General features: G+C 65.7%; 16 protein-coding genes. 9 read left to right on the top strand and 7 right to left on the bottom strand.

Translation table 11 applies throughout. The features are described 5' to 3' along the window. Nucleotides 1-86: 86 nt before the first annotated feature. A complete protein-coding gene (locus CYU59_RS16520) occupies nucleotides 87-848 on the bottom strand; it encodes an SDR family NAD(P)-dependent oxidoreductase (protein WP_292991573.1) in 762 nt (253 codons plus the stop codon). 132 nt (nucleotides 849-980) lie between these two features. On the opposite strand from CYU59_RS16520, the gene CYU59_RS16515 reads away from it, so the two are divergent. The 3 genes from CYU59_RS16515 (at nucleotide 981) to CYU59_RS16505 (ending at nucleotide 4,628) form a co-directional block, all read left to right on the top strand. Then, entirely contained in the window at nucleotides 981-1,880 is a 900-nt protein-coding gene (locus tag CYU59_RS16515) for an NAD(P)-dependent oxidoreductase (protein ID WP_292991571.1), read from the top strand. A gap of 244 nt (nucleotides 1,881-2,124) precedes the next feature. Beyond that, entirely contained in the window at nucleotides 2,125-3,222 is a 1,098-nt protein-coding gene (locus CYU59_RS16510; RefSeq protein ID WP_292991569.1) for a ferredoxin reductase, read from the top strand. Between the two features lie 14 nt (nucleotides 3,223-3,236). Beyond that, nucleotides 3,237-4,628, top strand: coding sequence for an acyl-CoA desaturase (locus CYU59_RS16505; RefSeq protein WP_292991567.1), 1,392 nt, complete (start codon nucleotides 3,237-3,239; stop codon nucleotides 4,626-4,628). A 30-nt stretch (nucleotides 4,629-4,658) separates the two neighbouring features. Here the strand turns inward: CYU59_RS16505 and CYU59_RS16500 are convergent, their stop codons facing one another. Both CYU59_RS16500 and aceA read right to left on the bottom strand, forming a co-directional pair. Then, nucleotides 4,659-4,814 (bottom strand): hypothetical protein, encoded by a 156-nt coding sequence (locus CYU59_RS16500; RefSeq protein WP_292991565.1) that lies wholly within the window; start codon nucleotides 4,812-4,814, stop codon nucleotides 4,659-4,661. Between the two features lie 158 nt (nucleotides 4,815-4,972). Further along, nucleotides 4,973-7,288 carry an isocitrate lyase ICL2 gene (aceA, locus tag CYU59_RS16495; RefSeq protein WP_292991563.1) on the bottom strand — a complete coding sequence of 772 codons (2,316 nt, stop codon included), beginning with the start codon at nucleotides 7,286-7,288 and terminating at the stop codon, nucleotides 4,973-4,975. A 264-nt stretch (nucleotides 7,289-7,552) separates the two neighbouring features. Between aceA and CYU59_RS16490 the strand changes: the two genes are divergently transcribed. Continuing rightward, nucleotides 7,553-8,503 (top strand): alpha/beta fold hydrolase, encoded by a 951-nt coding sequence (locus tag CYU59_RS16490; RefSeq protein ID WP_292991561.1) that lies wholly within the window; start codon nucleotides 7,553-7,555, stop codon nucleotides 8,501-8,503. Here CYU59_RS16490 and CYU59_RS16485 read toward each other — a convergent pair. Beyond that, nucleotides 8,477-9,844, bottom strand: a complete 1,368-nt coding sequence (locus CYU59_RS16485; protein ID WP_292991559.1) for a flavin monoamine oxidase family protein — start codon at nucleotides 9,842-9,844, stop codon at nucleotides 8,477-8,479. The genes CYU59_RS16490 and CYU59_RS16485 overlap by 27 nt on opposite strands. A gap of 112 nt (nucleotides 9,845-9,956) precedes the next feature. On the opposite strand from CYU59_RS16485, the gene CYU59_RS16480 reads away from it, so the two are divergent. Further along, entirely contained in the window at nucleotides 9,957-10,949 is a 993-nt protein-coding gene (locus CYU59_RS16480; RefSeq protein ID WP_292991856.1) for a TIGR03617 family F420-dependent LLM class oxidoreductase, read from the top strand. Here the strand turns inward: CYU59_RS16480 and CYU59_RS16475 are convergent. Together CYU59_RS16475 and CYU59_RS16470 are read right to left on the bottom strand one after the other, a co-directional pair. Next, entirely contained in the window at nucleotides 10,946-12,070 is a 1,125-nt protein-coding gene (locus CYU59_RS16475) for a hypothetical protein (RefSeq protein ID WP_292991557.1), read from the bottom strand. The genes CYU59_RS16480 and CYU59_RS16475 overlap by 4 nt on opposite strands. Then, nucleotides 12,070-13,206, bottom strand: a complete 1,137-nt coding sequence (locus CYU59_RS16470; protein WP_292991555.1) for a phosphotransferase family protein — start codon at nucleotides 13,204-13,206, stop codon at nucleotides 12,070-12,072. Before CYU59_RS16470 ends, CYU59_RS16475 begins: the two co-directional genes overlap by 1 nt. A gap of 45 nt (nucleotides 13,207-13,251) precedes the next feature. Between CYU59_RS16470 and CYU59_RS16465 the strand changes: the two genes are divergently transcribed. Together CYU59_RS16465 and CYU59_RS16460 are read left to right on the top strand one after the other, a co-directional pair. Next, nucleotides 13,252-13,854 carry a TetR/AcrR family transcriptional regulator gene (locus CYU59_RS16465; protein WP_292991553.1) on the top strand — a complete coding sequence of 201 codons (603 nt, stop codon included), beginning with the start codon at nucleotides 13,252-13,254 and terminating at the stop codon, nucleotides 13,852-13,854. A 10-nt stretch (nucleotides 13,855-13,864) separates the two neighbouring features. After that, entirely contained in the window at nucleotides 13,865-14,734 is an 870-nt protein-coding gene (locus tag CYU59_RS16460) for an SDR family NAD(P)-dependent oxidoreductase (protein ID WP_292991551.1), read from the top strand. A 41-nt stretch (nucleotides 14,735-14,775) separates the two neighbouring features. Here the strand turns inward: CYU59_RS16460 and CYU59_RS16455 are convergent, their stop codons facing one another. Continuing rightward, nucleotides 14,776-16,092, bottom strand: coding sequence for an aminotransferase class I/II-fold pyridoxal phosphate-dependent enzyme (locus CYU59_RS16455; RefSeq protein WP_292991549.1), 1,317 nt, complete (start codon nucleotides 16,090-16,092; stop codon nucleotides 14,776-14,778). Between the two features lie 38 nt (nucleotides 16,093-16,130). On the opposite strand from CYU59_RS16455, the gene CYU59_RS16450 reads away from it, so the two are divergent. Next, a complete protein-coding gene (locus CYU59_RS16450; RefSeq protein ID WP_292991547.1) occupies nucleotides 16,131-16,802 on the top strand; it encodes a pyridoxamine 5'-phosphate oxidase family protein in 672 nt (223 codons plus the stop codon). Nucleotides 16,803-16,818: 16 nt separating this feature from the next. Next, nucleotides 16,819-17,277, top strand: a complete 459-nt coding sequence (locus tag CYU59_RS16445) for an SRPBCC family protein (RefSeq protein ID WP_292991545.1) — start codon at nucleotides 16,819-16,821, stop codon at nucleotides 17,275-17,277. Nucleotides 17,278-17,310 lie beyond the last annotated feature (33 nt).

The raw sequence follows: 17,310 nt of genomic DNA, 5'->3' as shown, positions 1-17,310 counted from the left end.
CTGCGCCCGGCTCGCCGGGCTTGCGATCGGCCCTAGCCCTTGGGGCCGACCCGCTGCGCCCCGCTACGCCGGGCTTGCGATCGGCCCTAGCCGGCCGTCGGCACGAACGGAACGTCGTCCGGGGCGCCACGACGCGCCGCCAGCACCGCGCGGGCGGCGTCGCCGATCGGAATTCGCAACGGCAATTGCGGCTTCTCGGCGGCATCGGCGATCTCGTTGGCCACCTGTTGCGGGGTGATCATTCCTTCGAACGCGGCGCCGCCGCCGGAGAGAAGATCGGCATACGGATCGTCCGGCAAGGTGTAGGTCTTGACGTCGTCGAGCGCACCGGAACTCACCGCGCCGGGCTCGAGCAGACCCGCCTGAACACCGAATGGGGCAACCTCGATTGCCAGAGCCTCGACGAGCCCCTCCAACGCCCACTTTGTCGCTCCGTACGCCGATCCTGGTGTCAGGGCGATGCGCCCGGCGATGCTGGACATGAACAGCAATTTTCCTTCGCCACGGGCCCGCATACCGGGCAGCGCGGCTTGCGCGACGCGCACAGCGCCCACGGTGTTGAGGTTGAACAATCGCTGCAGCTCGTCCAGCGGGATGGCTTCCACGGCTGCGTAGAAGATGTCGGCGGGGTTGATGACGACGACGTCGACCTCGCCCGCGGCTTCGAACGCCGCGGTGACGCTGGCATCGTCGGTGACGTCGAGGGCCAACCGTTGGGCAAGGTCTAGGCCGTCGAGCGAACGGGGGTCGCGGGCGGTGCCGATCACGCGGTGACCGCGTCGGATGAATTCTTCGGTGATCGCGCGGCCGATTCCGCGACCTGCTCCGGTGACGAGGACAGTGGACATGGGGCTGGCTCCTTTGAGTGGAATGCTTTCGACCTTAGTAAACCGGTCGGTGTACTTCCTTGTTCCAAGGTAGCCGAAAATTTCTACTGCGGTAAAGCCGACGGCACGAGACGGCGGGAATACGATCGGCGGATGCATGGCGAGAAAATTCTGATCACCGGCCCGACCGGACAGGTCGCAAGTCCGGTGGCCCAAGCGCTGGCGAAAGACAACGAGGTGTGGGGCATCGCGCGGTTCACCGATGCGGCTGCCCGCGCGGTCCTGGAACGCGCCGGGGTTCGGTGCGAGACCGTCAACCTCGCCGCCGGGGAATTCGACGGCCTGCCTTCAGATTTCGACTATGTGCTCAACCTGGCCGTGGCCAAGAGCGGGAACTGGGACAAAGATCTCGGCGCCAACGCAGAATCGGTCGGCCTGCTGATGGCGCACTGCCGCAGTGCCAAAGCGTTCCTGCACTGCTCCTCGGCCGCTGTCTACGACCCGCCGGACGACGAGCCGCGAACCGAGCGATCCGCGTTGGGCGACAACCACAAACCGTTGTTTCCCACCTATTCCATCTCCAAGATCGCCGGAGAGGTCGTCGCTCGGAGCATGGCCCGCGCGCTCGGCGTGCCTACCGTCATCGCCCGACTCAACGTCCCGTACGGCGACAACGGGGGATGGCCGTTCTACCACATGGAGATGATGCTTGCCGGCATCCCGATCCCGGTGCCCGTCGGAAATCCGGCCAGCTACAACCCCATTCACGAAGACGACATCATCGCGACCATTCCGAAGCTGCTCGCTGTCGCATCGGTGCCGGCGACCACAGTCAACTGGTGCGGCGACCAGACGGTCAGCCTGCAAGACTGGTGCCGCTATCTCGGCTCGCTGGTCGGCAAGGATCCGGTGTTCGAGGAGAGCCCGGAAGCGTTGCGCGGCAACCCGACTGACGCGTCGCGCATGCACGAACTGGTCGGCGTCGGCACCGTCGACTGGCAGGACGGGCTTCGTCGTATGGCAGCGAAGTTCCATCCCGAGCTCGTCGGTTAGTTCTACTGACACGGTTTGCTCGAATTCACCCTGCCGCTAGCACTGCTGCATGTTTGCAGCGCGCTCTTATCGGGCATTCTTAGCAAAAGACAAAATTAGACCAGTGTGGTCAAGCTTTTTCTCGTGATATTCAGTGAACAATCGTGTTTTGACCGGCGACAAGTTTTATGTGAAATCTCCAGTGTACAAATAAGTTTCGCCACGACTGTTAATCTCAGTGCACAAGTGTGTACTGTTAGGAAGTATGCCTGAAAGCGGCGCAGCCCCAAAAGTCCCGCGTGGTCGTCGGCTGTTTCTGCGAGCTGTTCGGCGATTGTTCAGCCCGCTGGAGCCCGACGATTACCTAGAGATGATCAACCCGCTGTGGACCACCAAGGAACTCCGCGGCGAGGTCGAGCACGTCGAAGCGCAAGGCTGCGAAGCCGCCAGCGTTCTGATCAGACCCGGTTACGAATGGCCGGGCCACAAGCCTGGCCAGTACGTGCGGCTCGGCGTGATCATCGATGGCGTCTACCACTGGCGCGCTTATTCGCTGACCTCAGACCCGGTTGCCGAAGACGGCCTGATCAGCGTGACGCCCAAGAAAGTGGACAGCGGCGTGGTGTCGCCCTATCTGGTAGAGCAGATCAAGCCCGGCGAAATAGTGCGGCTCGGCGAAATCGAGGGCTTGTTCACGCTGCCTGAGCCGCTGCCGTCCAAAATGCTGTTCATCAGCGCGGGTAGCGGCATCACACCGATCGTTTCCATGTTGCGCAGTCTCGATCGGGACAATGAGCTGGGCGACGTTGTGCACATTCACTCTGCCAGCAAGCGCGAGCAAATCATGTTTCTGCCCGTTCTGGAGGAACTCGCTCACCGCCACCCGGGTATGCGGTTGGATCTGCGCCTCACGTCGGAGCGCGGTCGGCTCGCGCCCGCCGATCTGGACGAAGAGTGCCCGGATTGGCGCGAGCGCGAGTCGTTTTGTTCCGGCCCCGAAGAGATGCTCGATTCGCTGATCGAACATTGGGAGGCAAACGGTGATCGTGACCTCCTGCACTACGAGCGGTTCCAGCCGAAGATCGGCGGGGGCGGCGAGGGCGGCGAGGGCGGTCAGGTCTGCTTCCTGGAAAGCGACACGACGGTCGAATGTGACGGCGACACATCAATTCTCGAGTCAGGCGAGAAGGCCGGCCTCGAGCTCGAGCACGGTTGTCGAATCGGAATTTGTCACACGTGTGTCGGCACGCTGAAGTCGGGCGCGCTGCGCGACCTACGTTCCGGCGAGGTGAGCGAGCCGACCGGACAAGACGTACGAATCTGCATCAACGCCGCCGAAGGTGACGTTGAACTCGAACTGTGATCGAAGGAGTAACCATGACTGCAACTCTCGATAGTCCGTTCGCCCACTTGGGCGAGCAGGAGCGCGAAAAACTCGCCAAGGAATTAGACGCGATTCACGACGAGGTCTATGCCGACCTCGGTGACCGGGACCGGCGCTACATCAAGTCGGTGATCACAGCCGAGCGTCAGATCGTGGTGGCGGGCCGGATACTGCTGTTGGCGTCGCGGTCGAAAACCTCGTGGGTGCTCGGTACCGCGTGTCTGGGTGTGGCCAAGATCCTGGAGAACATGGAAATCGGCCACAACGTGATGCACGGGCAATGGGATTGGATGAATGATCCCGCCATTCATTCTTCGGTGTGGGACTGGGATACCGCCTCGACCGCCGCGTCGTGGAAGCACTCGCACAACTTCGTCCATCACACGTACACGAATATCCGTGGGAAGGACAAGGATCTCGGCTACGAGATCATGCGCATCGACCCGAACCAGAAATGGCGCCCGGCCTATCTCGGACAGTTCTTCTACAACATGCTGCTCACCGCGCTGTTCGAATGGGGAGTGGCCGTTCACGATTTGGACATCGAGGCAATCCGGCGACGGGAGAAGCCGTGGTCGGAGGTGCGCAAGGACTTGAAGGGCATTGGCGTCAAGGCTCGCGCACAGATCATCAAGGACTATCTCGGGTGGCCGCTCGTCAGCGCCGGTGCATTCGCGCTCGTTCAACTCGCGTCGCGCGGCAGGCTCGACCAGCCGGCGGAATCCCGCATCGCCAGGCGAATGCGAAAAGTGTCGAACACGGGACGTTTCGGCGCGACTGCCTCTTTCCTGGACCGGGTGCTGCCCGGAGTCGAGAGCACCTATCTGCGCACTCTGGCAGCGAATGCGATCGCCAATGTGATCCGCAACGTCTGGTCGCATGCCATCATCTTCTGCGGCCATTTTCCAGACCAGACCTACACCTTCGATGAGGTCGACGTCGAGGACGAGACGCGGGGGGATTGGTACCTGCGTCAGTTGGTCGGCGCGGCCAACATCGATGGCAGCCCGTTGTTTCATCTCATGAGCGGCAATCTGAGCTTTCAGGTGGAGCATCACCTCTATCCCGATATGCCGAGCAGTCGCTACTCAGAGATCGCACCAAAGATCAAGGAGGTGTGTGAGCGCTACGAGCTGCCCTACAACACTGGGCGCTTCTCGAAGCAGTGGTTCATGGTGCATCGCACCATCTTTCGGCTGGCCTTCCCAGGCGGCAAGCCACGGACCAAGCCAGGCCCCTATCACGGCGAGGGTGGGCGTGAAATACCGCAACACGCCTCGAGTGAGGCCAGCCGGTTCCGCAATCGCGTACCGGCCGACCACCCGGCCGCAGGCCCGGAACACGACTCGAGCGGCGTCGAAGTGCAACCGCCGCCTCGCGGCTAGGACTGAGCCGCGGCGGCGGGCCCGGGCGGGTTAGCCGCCCGATCCGGGTTCCGTCGCTCTGCGCAGACCGGCGATGACGTAGGCGGCGAGCCCGGCCAGGGGAAGTAACGCCCAAGACAGGTACACGCACGTCAGCGGGGTCCACACCACGCAAAGCATTACGATGCCGCCGAGCACGCTCTCCATCGAAAGATGGTTGCCCGCTTTCCATCCCATCCCTGACTGTTGAATGAAGAGGACAGTCAGCGGGATCGCCGCCAGGTATGTGGCGACCAGCGCGGTTCCGAATGCCTTCGCCCATTGCGCGGTGCTGGGCTTGGCGAACCGGATGACTACGACGGCTCCTAATCCTGTTTGGCAATAAGCTTTTTCAGCGCCCCACGATCGGATGCCAGCAACTCGTCGATACGCGGCTGGTTCACATCGGCGACGATGATCTCGCCGACTTCCTGATACACGTTGCTGAAGATGCCGTGCGACTTCATTTTTTCGGTCTGATAGATGTTGTCCTCGGTCGGCGTCACGTAATACACGATCTCCGGCTTGAATCGGTGGATCAACCACAGGTGGATGACGTCCATCAACCGCTTCTGGCGCATCTTCTCGGCGAAAGTGTTCTGGTCGCGCACCGTGAGGATGTTCCGCCCGTGCCGGTCCTTGATCGGGTCGACGACCACATTGGCCAGCGGCTCCTCGGCATTGTCGCCGTAGATCCCCAGGTCCAGCACGTCCGAGCCGGCGCGGCGCGGGCGCAGCCGCACCGTCAGCGTCTCGCCGATCTTGTAGTGCTCACCCCACAGCGCCAGCCACTCCTCCAGCAGCTTCTTCGGCACCTCGGTCTGCACCAGGTGCTGATGCTGCGTGGAACCCTCGCCCATCGACTTGGTGGTCGCGGTACGGCCGGACGAGGCGGCGAGCGCGGCGTCGCTGCGCGGCCCGCCGACGAGCGTTTGCGGTGTGCGGTAGGGAGATTCGACCAGTCGCATCTTGCGTTGCAGGCGAGCCAGCGCGAGCATGCCCTCCTGGCGCAATGACGTCGCAAACTCCTCGGACGCCACCCCGTCGACCTGGTGTCCGCCGTAGGTGATGAAGTTGAAGACGAAGCCCATCTTGCCGAGTTCTTCGGGGAAGGCCCGCATCTCGTCATCGGTCATACCGGTGGTGTCCCAGTTGAACGACGGTGAGAGGTTGTAGGCCAGCATCTGGTCCGGGAACTCGGCGTGGATGGCCTCGGCGAATTCCCGGGCGTCGACCAGGTCCGCTGTCTTCGTCTCCATCCACAGCAGATCGGCAAAGGGTGCCGCGGCAAGGGATTTGGCGATCGCATAGGGAATGCCGCCGCGGATCTGGTAGTAGCCCTCCGGTGTCTTGGCCAACTCGCAGTCCCAGGACACGTTGACGCCCAGCTCCTTTGCCTTCTGCTGGGCGGTGTAGAGCGGAGCCCGCTGGGCGAATGCCCGCCACTCGTCGGCGCTCATGTCGCTGGATTCGCCATCGTTCGCGTTGAATTCGAGAAGTTCGGCAACGGCCTCGCCGTAGGTCATCAAACCCGCGTCGAGCTGCCAGGCATCGACGAACTTCGACTCGATCTCGTCGAACACGGCGTCGATCGACTCTTGTGCGTGATCCGGCGAGGCGGCGGCCTGGGTGATCAGCTCGACGACGCCATTGCGCTCCAGCCAGGCATCGGCGGTGGCGTACTGCTCTTCGGGCAGCGCGTAGAGCAGATGGCCGTTGAGCTCTTTGAAGCCGGACTCGTAGAACCGGCGGACCATTGCCAGGAAACAGGACTTGTAGGACGGGATTTTCAGGTTCGTCGTGCCGAGCAGGAACGGCTGGTCGCGTTCGTCGGCGCGGCTGTCGAGCAGGTTGGCGGCCTCGGCGTCAGTACGCGCGACGATGATGCCCGGCACCCGCATGATGTCGAGCTGGAAGCGGGCGGTGTTCAGCCGCTTGATCTGTTCGTCCGACGGCACCAGCACCTTGCCGCCCTGGTGTCCGCACTTCTTGGTGCCCGGCCGCTGGTCCTCGATGTGATAGCCCGGCACACCCGCCTCGACGAACCGCTTGACCAGGTTGCGAACGTGTGGATCGCCACCGTGGCCGGTGTCCGCGTCGGCGATGATGAACGGCCGATAGTCGACCGCCGGTGTGCGCGCCCGTTGCTCCTCGCTCATCCGCAGTCGCAGATACTGCTGGTTGCGATCCGCGGTCAGCAGCGCTCGGACCAGGCCGGCGGCCTCGTCAGGCACCTGACTCAGTGGATAGCTGGCCAGGTCGGGGCCGGGATCTTCACTGATCGAGCCCTTGGCGGAGGTCGCCCAACCGCCGAGGTAGATGCCCTCGATGCCCATCCGCTTCATCGTCACGGCCTGCCCCGGCGAGTACGGGCCGAAGGTGGTGATGCTCTTCTTCTGTGCGAACAGTTCGCGCAGACGCGGGTAGAAAGCCTCGGCGGCTTCGCGGGCCACGATGTAGTCCGACGGGATGGTGCCGCGCTGCTCGACGACCTGGCGGGCGGAGTAGAGGCGGGTGATGCCCTCGAAGCGTGGACTGTCCAGATAAGCGTGTGTCGTGGCGACGTCGCTTTCGAACGCGCTCTGGTGCGAGTCCGGCTCGGACGGTGTCTGCGTCGTTGCATCCGCCTCGATGGTGCTCATGATTTCTCCGCTCTCCGATTCTGCGTCCACGAATTCAGCCCGATCGCCCGAGTCTATGGCCGCTGCGTGCCGGGAAGTCTGGAAATCGGATCTCTGCTGCACGTACCCGCAGCGCGGGTATCGCGGACGCGACTCGGCCGCACCGAATGGTCGTGCAGCGCGCAGAAGAAAATGTCGCGCGAGTTATTTTCTGGCCACGGTGGGGTAGTCCGCACCGATACACTCTGCGAACGCGGCAATGACGCCGCACCGACGGGAGCATTCATGAGTACTTTGCTGTCGACCCGCAAACGCGCCGCTCTCGCGGTGGATCTTCCCCCCAGTCGCATTGCCGAGGTGCGTTCCGCCGATGGCACCCGGCTGCACACCGAAGTCTTCGGCCCCGACCACGGCTATCCGATCGTCCTCGCCCACGGCATCACCTGTGCGATTCGGGCCTGGACCTACCAGATCGCGGACCTGGCGCGTGACTACCGGGTGATCGCGTTCGACCATCGCGGGCACGGGCGTAGCGGTGTCCCGCGGCGCGGCGGATACAGCCTGAGTCACCTCGCGGCCGACGTCGACGCGGTACTCGAAGCCACGCTGGCACCGGGTGAACGCGCCCTGATTGCCGGGCATTCGATGGGCGGGATGGCCATCGCCGCGTGGTCCGACCAATACCGCCACAAGGTGGCGTCGCGCGCCGACGCCGTCGCACTGGTCAACACCACCACCGGCGACCTCCTGCGCGAGGTGCAGCTGCTGGGGGTACCGGCACCGCTGGCGGCCGCGCGGATTCTGGGCGGACGCGCCTTGATCGGAACGTTCGGTGGGTTCGCGGTTCCGCCGCTGGCCCGGCGTGTCAGCCATCAGATGATTTCGATGCTTGCGGTCGGCGCGGATGCCGACCGGGCCGTCGGCGCCCTGATCAACGAGCTGTTCAGCGCCACCTCGCCGGCGGGCCGCGGTGGCTGCGGGAAGGCGCTCGTGGATGCCATGGGCCGCAAGCACATCGACCTCACCGGCCTGACCGTGCCGACACTGGTGATCGCCAGCCAACGCGACCGGTTGACGCCGCCGGTGCAGTCTCGCCGGATCGCTGCTGCCGCACCGAATCTGGTCGGCCTGGTGGAGCTGCCCGGGGGCCACTGCTCGATGCTGGAACGGCCGATGGAAGTCAACCGGGAACTGCGCACACTTGCGGAATCAGTGACGCTGCGACGCGCCCTGTAAGCCGGCGGTGACCTCGGCGGCGGCTCGCTGCCCGGAACGCACCGCGCCGTCGAGGAAACCGGTCCACTCGTCGGCGGTCTCGGTGCCCGCCCAATGGATGGGTCCGACCGGCCGCCGCAGCAGTGGACCAAAGCGGGTCCATGCGCCCGGCGGTACCGCGGCGGTCGGACCGCCGGGTGCGAATTCTTCAGCGCCCCAACGGTGATCGACGTAGTCGACCGGAGTGCGCGCTTCGTCGCCGAACAGGGCCGCGAAGCACTCGATCGCTCGTTCCCGGCGCTCCTCGTCCGGTAGGCGGTCGAACTCGCGGGAATCGACGAATCCCAGCAGAATTCCCGGCCCGTCGGGGTGAGGGCTGACGTCGAAAGTGATGAACACCGGACCGGTGTCGGAGAGCGATTCGCCGGACAGTCCCTGCTTACGCCAGAACGGGGTGGGGTATGCGACGTAGGCCTTGCTGAGCCGACCCTGCGGCCATTGCCGCGGCAGCTGTCGGTGCTCGGCCGGCAGTGCCGGGCTGAACTCGATGGCATCCCAGTGCTCCGGTGGCACCGCGACAACGACGAATCTTGCAGCGGCCCGGCCCTTTTCGCTGATGACGGTGACCCCGTCGGCGCGGTAGTCGATGCGCCGCACAGGGGCTTCCAAAACCACCCGGTCGCCGAGTTCAGCCGCGGCGGTGTCGGCGATGTGCTGCGTGCCCGCGGCGAAGCGATCCTGCTGCGCTCCGTTTTCGACATCCAGCATCCGGTCCAGGCCGCCGGCCGCGCGGGCGTAGCGGGCAGCGTGCAGCATCGACACCTCGTCGGGCTCACAGCCCCAGGTCACCCGCGCCATGATCGCCAGCAAGTCACGGGTGGTGCTGCCGGCGCGCACAGATCGCAACCACTGGCCCAGCGATTGACTGTCCAGCCGGGCGGCGCGCCGCGCCGTCCACGGCTCGGCCAGCGGGACGGTCCGCGCGATGCGCTCGAATTGCCAACGCACGCGGCCCAGGTCGAGCAGACCCGCCAATGACAACCGCGGAATGGTGCCGCGGTACGAGCGCACCGAGCCCCGCCAGCGGATCAGGTTGGCTCCGTCGTCGTAGGTAGGGACGGTGGTGATGCCCAGATCAGCCGCGAGCTTGAGGACGGCGTCCTGGGTCGGGCCGACGAACGTGCCGCCCATATCCACCGGAATACCGGCGACGTGGCCGGTATACGAACGGCCGCCGACTCGGTCGCGGCCCTCCAGCACCAGCACGTCGTGGCCGCTCCGGCTCAGCTCGCGGGCAGCCGTCAGCCCGGCGAAACCAGCTCCTACGACGACGACATCGACAGTCCAATTCGTGTCAGGCATGCCCTTCAGTCAACCCCATCGATGCTGGGTAGTGTCAGCGTTCGACGGCCTCCCTCACCCCGCAGGCGGAACTCACGTCATGACACCGCCCGCGCTGTCCTAAGGCGGATCTCTGAAAGTCTTCACAGCTCTATACGGCCTTGCGGACGCGGCGGAACGCGCTCGGGAGCTTCGAGACGCGGGGGCCACCGGTGTCGCCACTTTCGAGGGACCGCACGACGTCTTCGCGCCGCTGACGCTGGCCGCGACCGTGTCCGATCTGGACCTGATGACCAATGTGGCTATTGCGTTCCCGCGCAATCCGATTCACCTGGCCCACCAAGCCAACGACCACCAGCTGCTGAGCTCGGGCCGGTTCATCCTCGGACTGGGAACGCAGGTCCGCGCGCAGATCGAAAAGCGGTTCGGCACCGAATTCGACAAGCCGGTGGCCAGGATGACCGAGCTGATCGCGGCGCTGCGGGCGATCTTCGCGGCCTGGAACTCCGGGGAGCGGTTGGACTTTCGCGGCGACTATTACCGGCACACGCTGATGACGCCGACCTTCAACCCGGGACCGAATCCGCATGGTCCACCGCCGATCTATGTCGGGGCGCTCGGGCCGCGGCTGACGACCGCGGTCGCGCGGCACGCCGACGGTCTTCTGGTGATGCCGTTCGGCTCGAAGCGCTATCTGCACGAGCACACCATGCCGAGGGTGCGCGAAGGGCTGGCGGCGGCGGGTGGCCGAGATTTCACGGTGCTGCCCGAGATCATCGTCTCGGCGGGTGACACCGACGCCGAACTCGAAGCGGCGCACGCCCGGACGCGGGCGCTGCTGGCGTTCTACGGGTCGACGCCGGCGTATCAGCCGGTGCTGGCCGCCCACGGCTGGCAGGATCTGCAGCCCGAACTCAACGCGCTGTCCAAGCAGGGTCGTTGGGAGGAGATGGGCAGACTCATCGACGACGAGGTCCTGCACACCATTGCGGCCTGCGGAACGCCAGCCGAGGTTGCCCGGCATATCCGGGACCGCGTCGACGGCGTGGCCGACACCGTCTGCCTCTACCAGGCTGCGCCGCTTGGTCTGCCGACGCTGGCGGCGATCATCGACGAATTACGTTAGGGCGCAACGGTCAACCAGTCCTCGAAGCCCGACGGATCGTGGCGGCCCAGTGCGCCGTGCTCGTAGAGGCCCCAACCCTCGACCGGATCCGCATTGCCGTCGCGGCACACCGCGCGCCCGACATGATCGATGACGCCGAAACCTGACCGGCCGATGATCGCCGGATCGGTCATGTCGTATGTCAGCCGCTCGACGAACTTCTCGCCCTTCCACATGCCGTGCAGCCAGTCGGAGTCGCCGCCGTAACCGCCGCCGACGTGAATCGGCACCGGTAGTTTGGACCAGACGTCGAAGTGCACAGGTGTGCCGTCCGGCGCGGTCGCGTCGATCGTCGCGCCGGTGGGAATCCTCGTGCCCGAACGGTATTGGATCTTCACCCGCGGCCAGCCGAGCTGCTCGACACGGCCGTCGCGCCAGATCCGGGTGCAGTCGTTGAGCGAGCGGAAGCCGTTGGGCTCTTCCTGGATGATCAGCACGATGGCGAAGTCGTCGAACGCCATCGGGACATACAGCCACCACATGCCCTCGAACGGCGGGTCCGCCGGCCGGCCCGCCGGTTCGGCCTCGCCGACCGGGCGGATGCCCCAGGATCGGTCGCGACTGCCGATCCAGGTGGCCGGGTCGACCGCAATCTCCTGACCGTCGACGACGATTCGGCCACTCCAGCTGCCGAGTTGGGCGAAGCGCTGCGCGTCCAGCGTCACCCGGTTGCCGGCGCGCATCAGGTGCGGCTGCTCCTGGACGACGTCGAACAGCCCTTCCCAGGTGAGATCGGCTGCAATGCCCTCGGTTTCGTCGAGCACGATCCGAAGTTTGTGCAGCGGGTCGATGACGTCGACACGATAGCCGTTGACGTTCTGGTTCAACCGGTCCTGGTCGATCGCGTCGGACAGGTGCACGGCGGTCTGGGTGTCTCCGCGCCGGATCAACAGGAAGGCGTCTTTCACCCCGAGGTTGGGGTAGTACCCGATGCCACTGATGACGAAGATGTCCCCGGTGCGGTCATGGGCATTGAAGTAGGAGCGATCGTAGAAGTTCCGGTCCGAGGAGCCCGGCCATGCGATGGGCTGGGCGACCTGGTGTACCGGGAACTCGTCGAGCGGGCCCAGTGAGTGGGGCATTACTGATCCTCTCCGATGAGTCTGCGCATGAGACCCGAGTGGTAGAACAGCGACTCGACGCTGTCGGGCCTCTCGGTTTCGCCGAAGTGGACTCGGCGTGCACCCGTTCGCATGAACACGCACGCCCACATCACCCCGGAGTAGACGTAGAACCAGTGCAGCTCGCCGATGTCGACGCCGGTCAGCCGCTGGTAGGTGGCGCGCACATCTTCCTCACGCAACACCTGGGGCAGGCCGTCCAACGTCGCCAGACCGGCCAGTTCTTGAAAAACCATGTGGGCGAATATCATCCACGCGACATCGAGCTCACGCGGGCCGAGTGTCACCATTTCCCAGTCCAGCACCGCCACCGGCTGGAAGTCGCGGTAGAGCACGTTGCCCACTCGCGCGTCGCCCCACAGCAGCACCGGTTCGCTCGCGTCGGCGTGCTGCGGCCAGTTGTCCTCCAGCCAGGTGAAGGTCCGCTCGAGCAACGGCGATCGACCGATGTCGGGTACCGCGAAGTCGTACCACGACCTCACCCAGTTGACATGCCTGCGCAGCGCGGTGTCGCCGTGATGGCCATCGGCGAGGAACCCAAAAGTCTTTTCGGCGTTCGGAATTGCATGCAATGAGGCCAGCACGCCCACGGTTGCGTCCTGCAGCTCACGCTGACGTTCGACGGGCGCATCGGCGAACCAGTTGCCGCCGAAGGTGTAGGGCATGACGTCGGGCGGGACCTCGCCTTCGACGTAGTCCATCAGAAAGAACGGCGTTCCGAGGACTTCGCCGGTGGATTCCAGCCAGCGCACCCGCGGCACGGGCACGTCGGTCAGCTCGCCGACCTTGCGGATGACGTCGAATTGGTGGTCGAGGCGGTACGTCGGGAAGACCTGGACGTCCTCGGCGGTAGGCGCAACGCGGGCCACCAACTTCTGTTCGACCGGCTCACCGCCCTCGTCCCAGCGCGCGGTCAGGATGATGGTCTCCGAGGACATGCCTGTCGAGTCGATGCCGCTCTCGACCGTGACCTGAGGTGTTGCCCCACCGGGCAGTACGGTCGACAGCCACTTCGACATCACCGCCGGCAGGGTCGTCACGTCGCGGCTCGAGCGCTGGAGCCGGTCGACTTGGTCGAGCACGGGTTCACTGGACACAGGACGCCTCCTTCGTGAGGCAATTACGATACGGTGGGTAGCGTTATGAAAGCAGACCCATCCGCGGTTGACAAGGTTTCGGGTGCCGGGCGGCCCCGCGACCCGCGTATCGACGCTGCCATATTGACGGCGACCGCGGATCTGCTTGTGCAAATTGGATATTCGAATCTGACGTTGGCCGCGGTCGCGGAGCGCGCCGGCACGACGAAGACCGCGTTGTATCGGCGGTGGTCGAGCAAGGCCGAATTGGTGCACGAGGCGGCGTTTCCGGTCGCGCCGACGGCGCTGGTCGGCCCGACCCGGGGCATGGCCGCCGATCTGCGGGCCATGATCGCGGCCGCTCGTGACGTGTTCACGACCCCGGTGGTCCGCGCCGCGCTGCCCGGTCTGGTCGCCGACATGAGCGCCGACCCGGAGTTGAACGCCCGGGTGATGTCGCGGTTCGCGGGTTTGTTCACCACTGTGCAGATGCGACTCAGTGAAGCGGTGGACCGCGGCGAAGTGCATCCGGACGTCGACCCGGAGCGTCTGATCGAACTGATCGGTGGGTCGACGTTGTTGCGCATGCTGCTGAGCCCCGACGAACCGCTCGATGACGCGTGGGTGGACCAGACCACCGCGATCCTCGTGCACGGTGTCAACAGGTAGGGTCTGGCCGGTGACTGGACGACTGGACGGGCGCTCGGCGATCGTCACCGGCGCGAGCCGTGGGCTGGGCCGCGAAATCGCGCTGGCGCTGGCCGCCGACGGCGCGGCGGTCGCCGTCGTCGGCCGCACCGAAAGTGTCTGGGACGACCGGCTTCCCGGCACGATCGGGCAGACTGTCGACGAGATCGAGGCGGCCGGCGGTCGCGCCGTGGCGATCCGGGCCGACCTGCTCGACCGCGACGACATCGCCCGGCTGGTCGGCGAGACACGAGATGCGTTGGGGCCGATCACGATTCTGGTGAACAATGCCGCGTTCACCGCGCCGGGCCGTCCGCCCAGGCCGGGAGACCAGGCGCGCGCCAAGCCCGCGACGACGCAGCAAAGCGGTGTGAAAGCCGACTTTCCACCGGTGCTCGGCACACCGCTGAGCGCGTATCGCCGGCACTTCGAGATCGCGGTGTTCGCCGCGTATGAGCTGATCCAGCTGGTCGCTCCGGACATGATGACTGCGGGCGTCGGCTCGATCGTCAACATCAGCTCGGTCGCCTCCCGGCTCCCGGGTGATGGGCCCTATCCCGATCGTGCTGGCGGCGTACTGCCGGGCTACGGCGGCTCCAAGGCCGCGTTGGAGCACCTGACGTCCTGTGCTGCTTATGATTTGGCGCCGCACAACATTGCGGTCAATGCGCTGTCACCGTCGAAAGCGATTATGACGCCGGGTCTTTCGTATTACGCTCGCGAATTCGACGAGGTTTCGACCGCGGGGGAGTTCGCCCGGGCGGCAGCGGAGCTGGTTCAGGTTGATCCGTCGATGGTCACCGGCCGGACGATCGGTCACCTGCAGGTGCTGGACGGCAGCTTCGGTCCGTTCGGGGCTTAGGCCGCCTCTTCCGGTGCCGACTGTGGACAATCGGGTTCGCACTACGCACTTCCGCGACCGACGGCATGCACCGACTCGGCGACCGCGTCGGCCAGCGCGTCGATGTCGGCGGCACCAAGTCCTGCGATGGTGATCCGCATCCCCGGTGGACTGTCGATCCGGAAACGCGCGCCCGCAGCCGCAGCCCAGCCTGCGGTCAATAGTCCTGTGATAGAGACGGTTTCGTCGGCAACGGGTATCCAGACGTTGAGCCCGGACCGGCCGTGTGACGGCACGCCGCGATCGGACAGTGCCGCGACGAGCAGTTCGCGGTTCTGCGCGTAGGCGACTTCGGCGTCTCGCACCGTTCGGGTGGCGGCCTTGTCGGCCCACAGACTGACCGCCAAGTCCTGCAAGACGTGGCTGATCCAGCCGGGACCCAGCCGCAGTCGGCCATTCACCCGCTCGACAGTGCGCTGATCGCCGGCCAGAATCGCCAATCGAAGATCAGGGCCGTAGGCCTTGGCGGCCGAACGGACGAAGGCCCACTGGCGGGTGATGCCGGCCAGCGAATGCAGCGGCGCTCCGGCAATGCCGGCGCAGTGGTCGTCCTCGATCAGCAGTACGTCGTCATGATTGGCCAGTAGCGAACGCAGGGCCTTCGCACGGTCAGCCGATATCGCTGCACCGGTGGGGTTTTGGGCGCGGCCGGTCAGCACGATTGCCCGCACATTGCGCCGCAGCACCCGATCTACCTCGGAAGGCAACGGCCCGTCGTCGTCGACCCGCATCGGCTCGGCGGAAAACCCCATCACGGCAAGAAGATCCAGGAGATTTGCCCATCCCGGGTCCTCGACCGCCACCCGGTCACCGGGCCGCAGTTGGGCGCTGAGCACCCGTTCGATGCCGTCGAGCGCTCCTGCCGTCACGGCGAGGTGCTCCGCCGGTACGCCGTCGGCGGTCAGCGAGACGTGGGCGTAGTCGGCGACCCCGGCAGAGATCGGCGGATCCCCGTACAGCACAGGCTTGCTACGCCGAGCGCCGGGTCGGGCGACGGGCAGCCGGCCGGGATCCGGGTTCCCGGTGGACAAGTCACGCGCTCCCGGGGGAACGGCGATACCGCGCAACGAACGGGGAGTGGTCGCCGGGCGATCGCGCACCCGGGTGCCGCGCCGTCCTGCGGTCTCGACGGCACCGCGCTCACGCAGCAGGCGATAGGCAGCGGCCACCGTGTTCGCGTTCACCCCCAGCTCGACGGCCAGATCGCGAATCGACGGCAGTTCGGCACCCGGCCCCAGAGCGCCGGTCGAGATCGCCGTTTCGACGTCCGACGCAATCGATTCGGCACCGGTTCCCCGAATGCTATATTGTTCTGGCACAGACTAAATTATGTACTAGTGCAATAGCGGAGGCAACCATGACGGCGGATCAGGCCTACGCGCCCACAGCGCGCACCGCGCCCACCCGATATCGCGAACGCGCCCGATATGACCGCGCCACCGTCCACGGCATCCTCGACGAGGCCCTGATCTGCCATGTGGGGGTCGTCGGTGACGCCGGCCCGGTGGTGTTGCCGACGCTGCACGCCCGCCTGGATGAGACGCTCTACCTGCATGGATCTACTGGTAGTGGTCCGATGCTGGCGGCCGCCGGCGCGCCCGACGGATTACCGGTGTGCGTCACCGTGACGCTGGTCGACGGGCTGGTGCTGGCCCGCTCGGGCATGCACCATTCGCTGGAGTACCGATCGGTCGTCGCGGTCGGCAACGCTCGGCTGGTACGCGACGACGACGAGAAGCGGCGCGCGCTGGCGGCCGTCGTCGATCACGTGGCACGCGGTCGATCCGCCGACAGCAGGCCTCCCAGCGCCCGCGAGCTGGCGGCGACCGCCGTGATCGCCCTCGACCTCGTGGAAGTCTCGGCGAAAGTGCGCACCGGCGGGCCGGTCGACGACGAGGAGGACCTCACGTTGCCGCACTGGGCCGGGGTTTTACCGCTCACCCTGCAGCCGGGATCGCCGATTCCGGCCGACGATCTCGATCCGGCGATTTCGTTGCCGTCCTACCTCGTCGACTACCGCCGAGGCTGAGTGCTTGAATCAGGCCATGTCCGACGACACAGCAGTCCTGCGGGTGGTGAGCGCGAGCCGTGAGATCGCCGCCTCCGCGGATCAGATCTTCGAGCTGATCGCCGACCCGGCGCAACAGCCGCGGTGGGACGGCAACGACAATCTCGCCAATGCCGAAGGCGGGCAACGGGTCCGCGCGGTCGGTGACATCTTCACGATGACGCTGACCAATGGCGGCGTTCGGGATAATCTCGTGGTCGAGTTCGTCGAAGCCCGTCGTATCGCCTGGAACCCGTCCACGGCTGGTGAGCAGCCTGCCGGGCACTTGTGGCGATGGGAGCTCGAGCCGCTCGACGATCACCGCACCCGGGTGACGCACACCTACGACTGGACGCGGTTGACCGATCAGCACCGGGTGGTCCATGCCCGCAACACGACGGCCGCCATGCTGCGGGGCTCGCTGGACCGACTGGCGGAGCTCGCCGAGCGCGAGTGAGCGCGATCGGTCCGCTCGGGACCGGACTGGGCA

Origin of the sequence: Mycobacterium sp. (assembly GCF_002863225.1) — a bacterium.
Classification (GTDB): domain Bacteria; phylum Actinomycetota; class Actinomycetes; order Mycobacteriales; family Mycobacteriaceae; genus Mycobacterium.
This window is presented reverse-complemented; position numbering and strand designations above follow the sequence as displayed.

Bases quoted from the DNA above. Each gene is read 5' to 3' on its own strand.
- CYU59_RS16500 (WP_292991565.1), bottom strand. From the start codon at position 4,814: ATGGAGAGCGTGCTCGGCGGCATCGTAATGCTTTGCGTGGTGTGGACC.
- CYU59_RS16450 (WP_292991547.1), top strand. From the start codon at position 16,131: ATGACGGCGGATCAGGCCTACGCGCCCACAGCGCGCACCGCGCCCACC.
- CYU59_RS16505 (WP_292991567.1), top strand. From the start codon at position 3,237: ATGACTGCAACTCTCGATAGTCCGTTCGCCCACTTGGGCGAGCAGGAG.
- CYU59_RS16490 (WP_292991561.1), top strand. From the start codon at position 7,553: ATGAGTACTTTGCTGTCGACCCGCAAACGCGCCGCTCTCGCGGTGGAT.
- aceA (WP_292991563.1), bottom strand. From the start codon at position 7,288: ATGAGCACCATCGAGGCGGATGCAACGACGCAGACACCGTCCGAGCCG.
- CYU59_RS16515 (WP_292991571.1), top strand. From the start codon at position 981: ATGCATGGCGAGAAAATTCTGATCACCGGCCCGACCGGACAGGTCGCA.
- CYU59_RS16520 (WP_292991573.1), bottom strand. From the start codon at position 848: ATGTCCACTGTCCTCGTCACCGGAGCAGGTCGCGGAATCGGCCGCGCG.
- CYU59_RS16445 (WP_292991545.1), top strand. From the start codon at position 16,819: ATGTCCGACGACACAGCAGTCCTGCGGGTGGTGAGCGCGAGCCGTGAG.
- CYU59_RS16510 (WP_292991569.1), top strand. From the start codon at position 2,125: ATGCCTGAAAGCGGCGCAGCCCCAAAAGTCCCGCGTGGTCGTCGGCTG.
- CYU59_RS16465 (WP_292991553.1), top strand. From the start codon at position 13,252: ATGAAAGCAGACCCATCCGCGGTTGACAAGGTTTCGGGTGCCGGGCGG.
- CYU59_RS16475 (WP_292991557.1), bottom strand. From the start codon at position 12,070: ATGCCCCACTCACTGGGCCCGCTCGACGAGTTCCCGGTACACCAGGTC.
- CYU59_RS16485 (WP_292991559.1), bottom strand. From the start codon at position 9,844: ATGCCTGACACGAATTGGACTGTCGATGTCGTCGTCGTAGGAGCTGGT.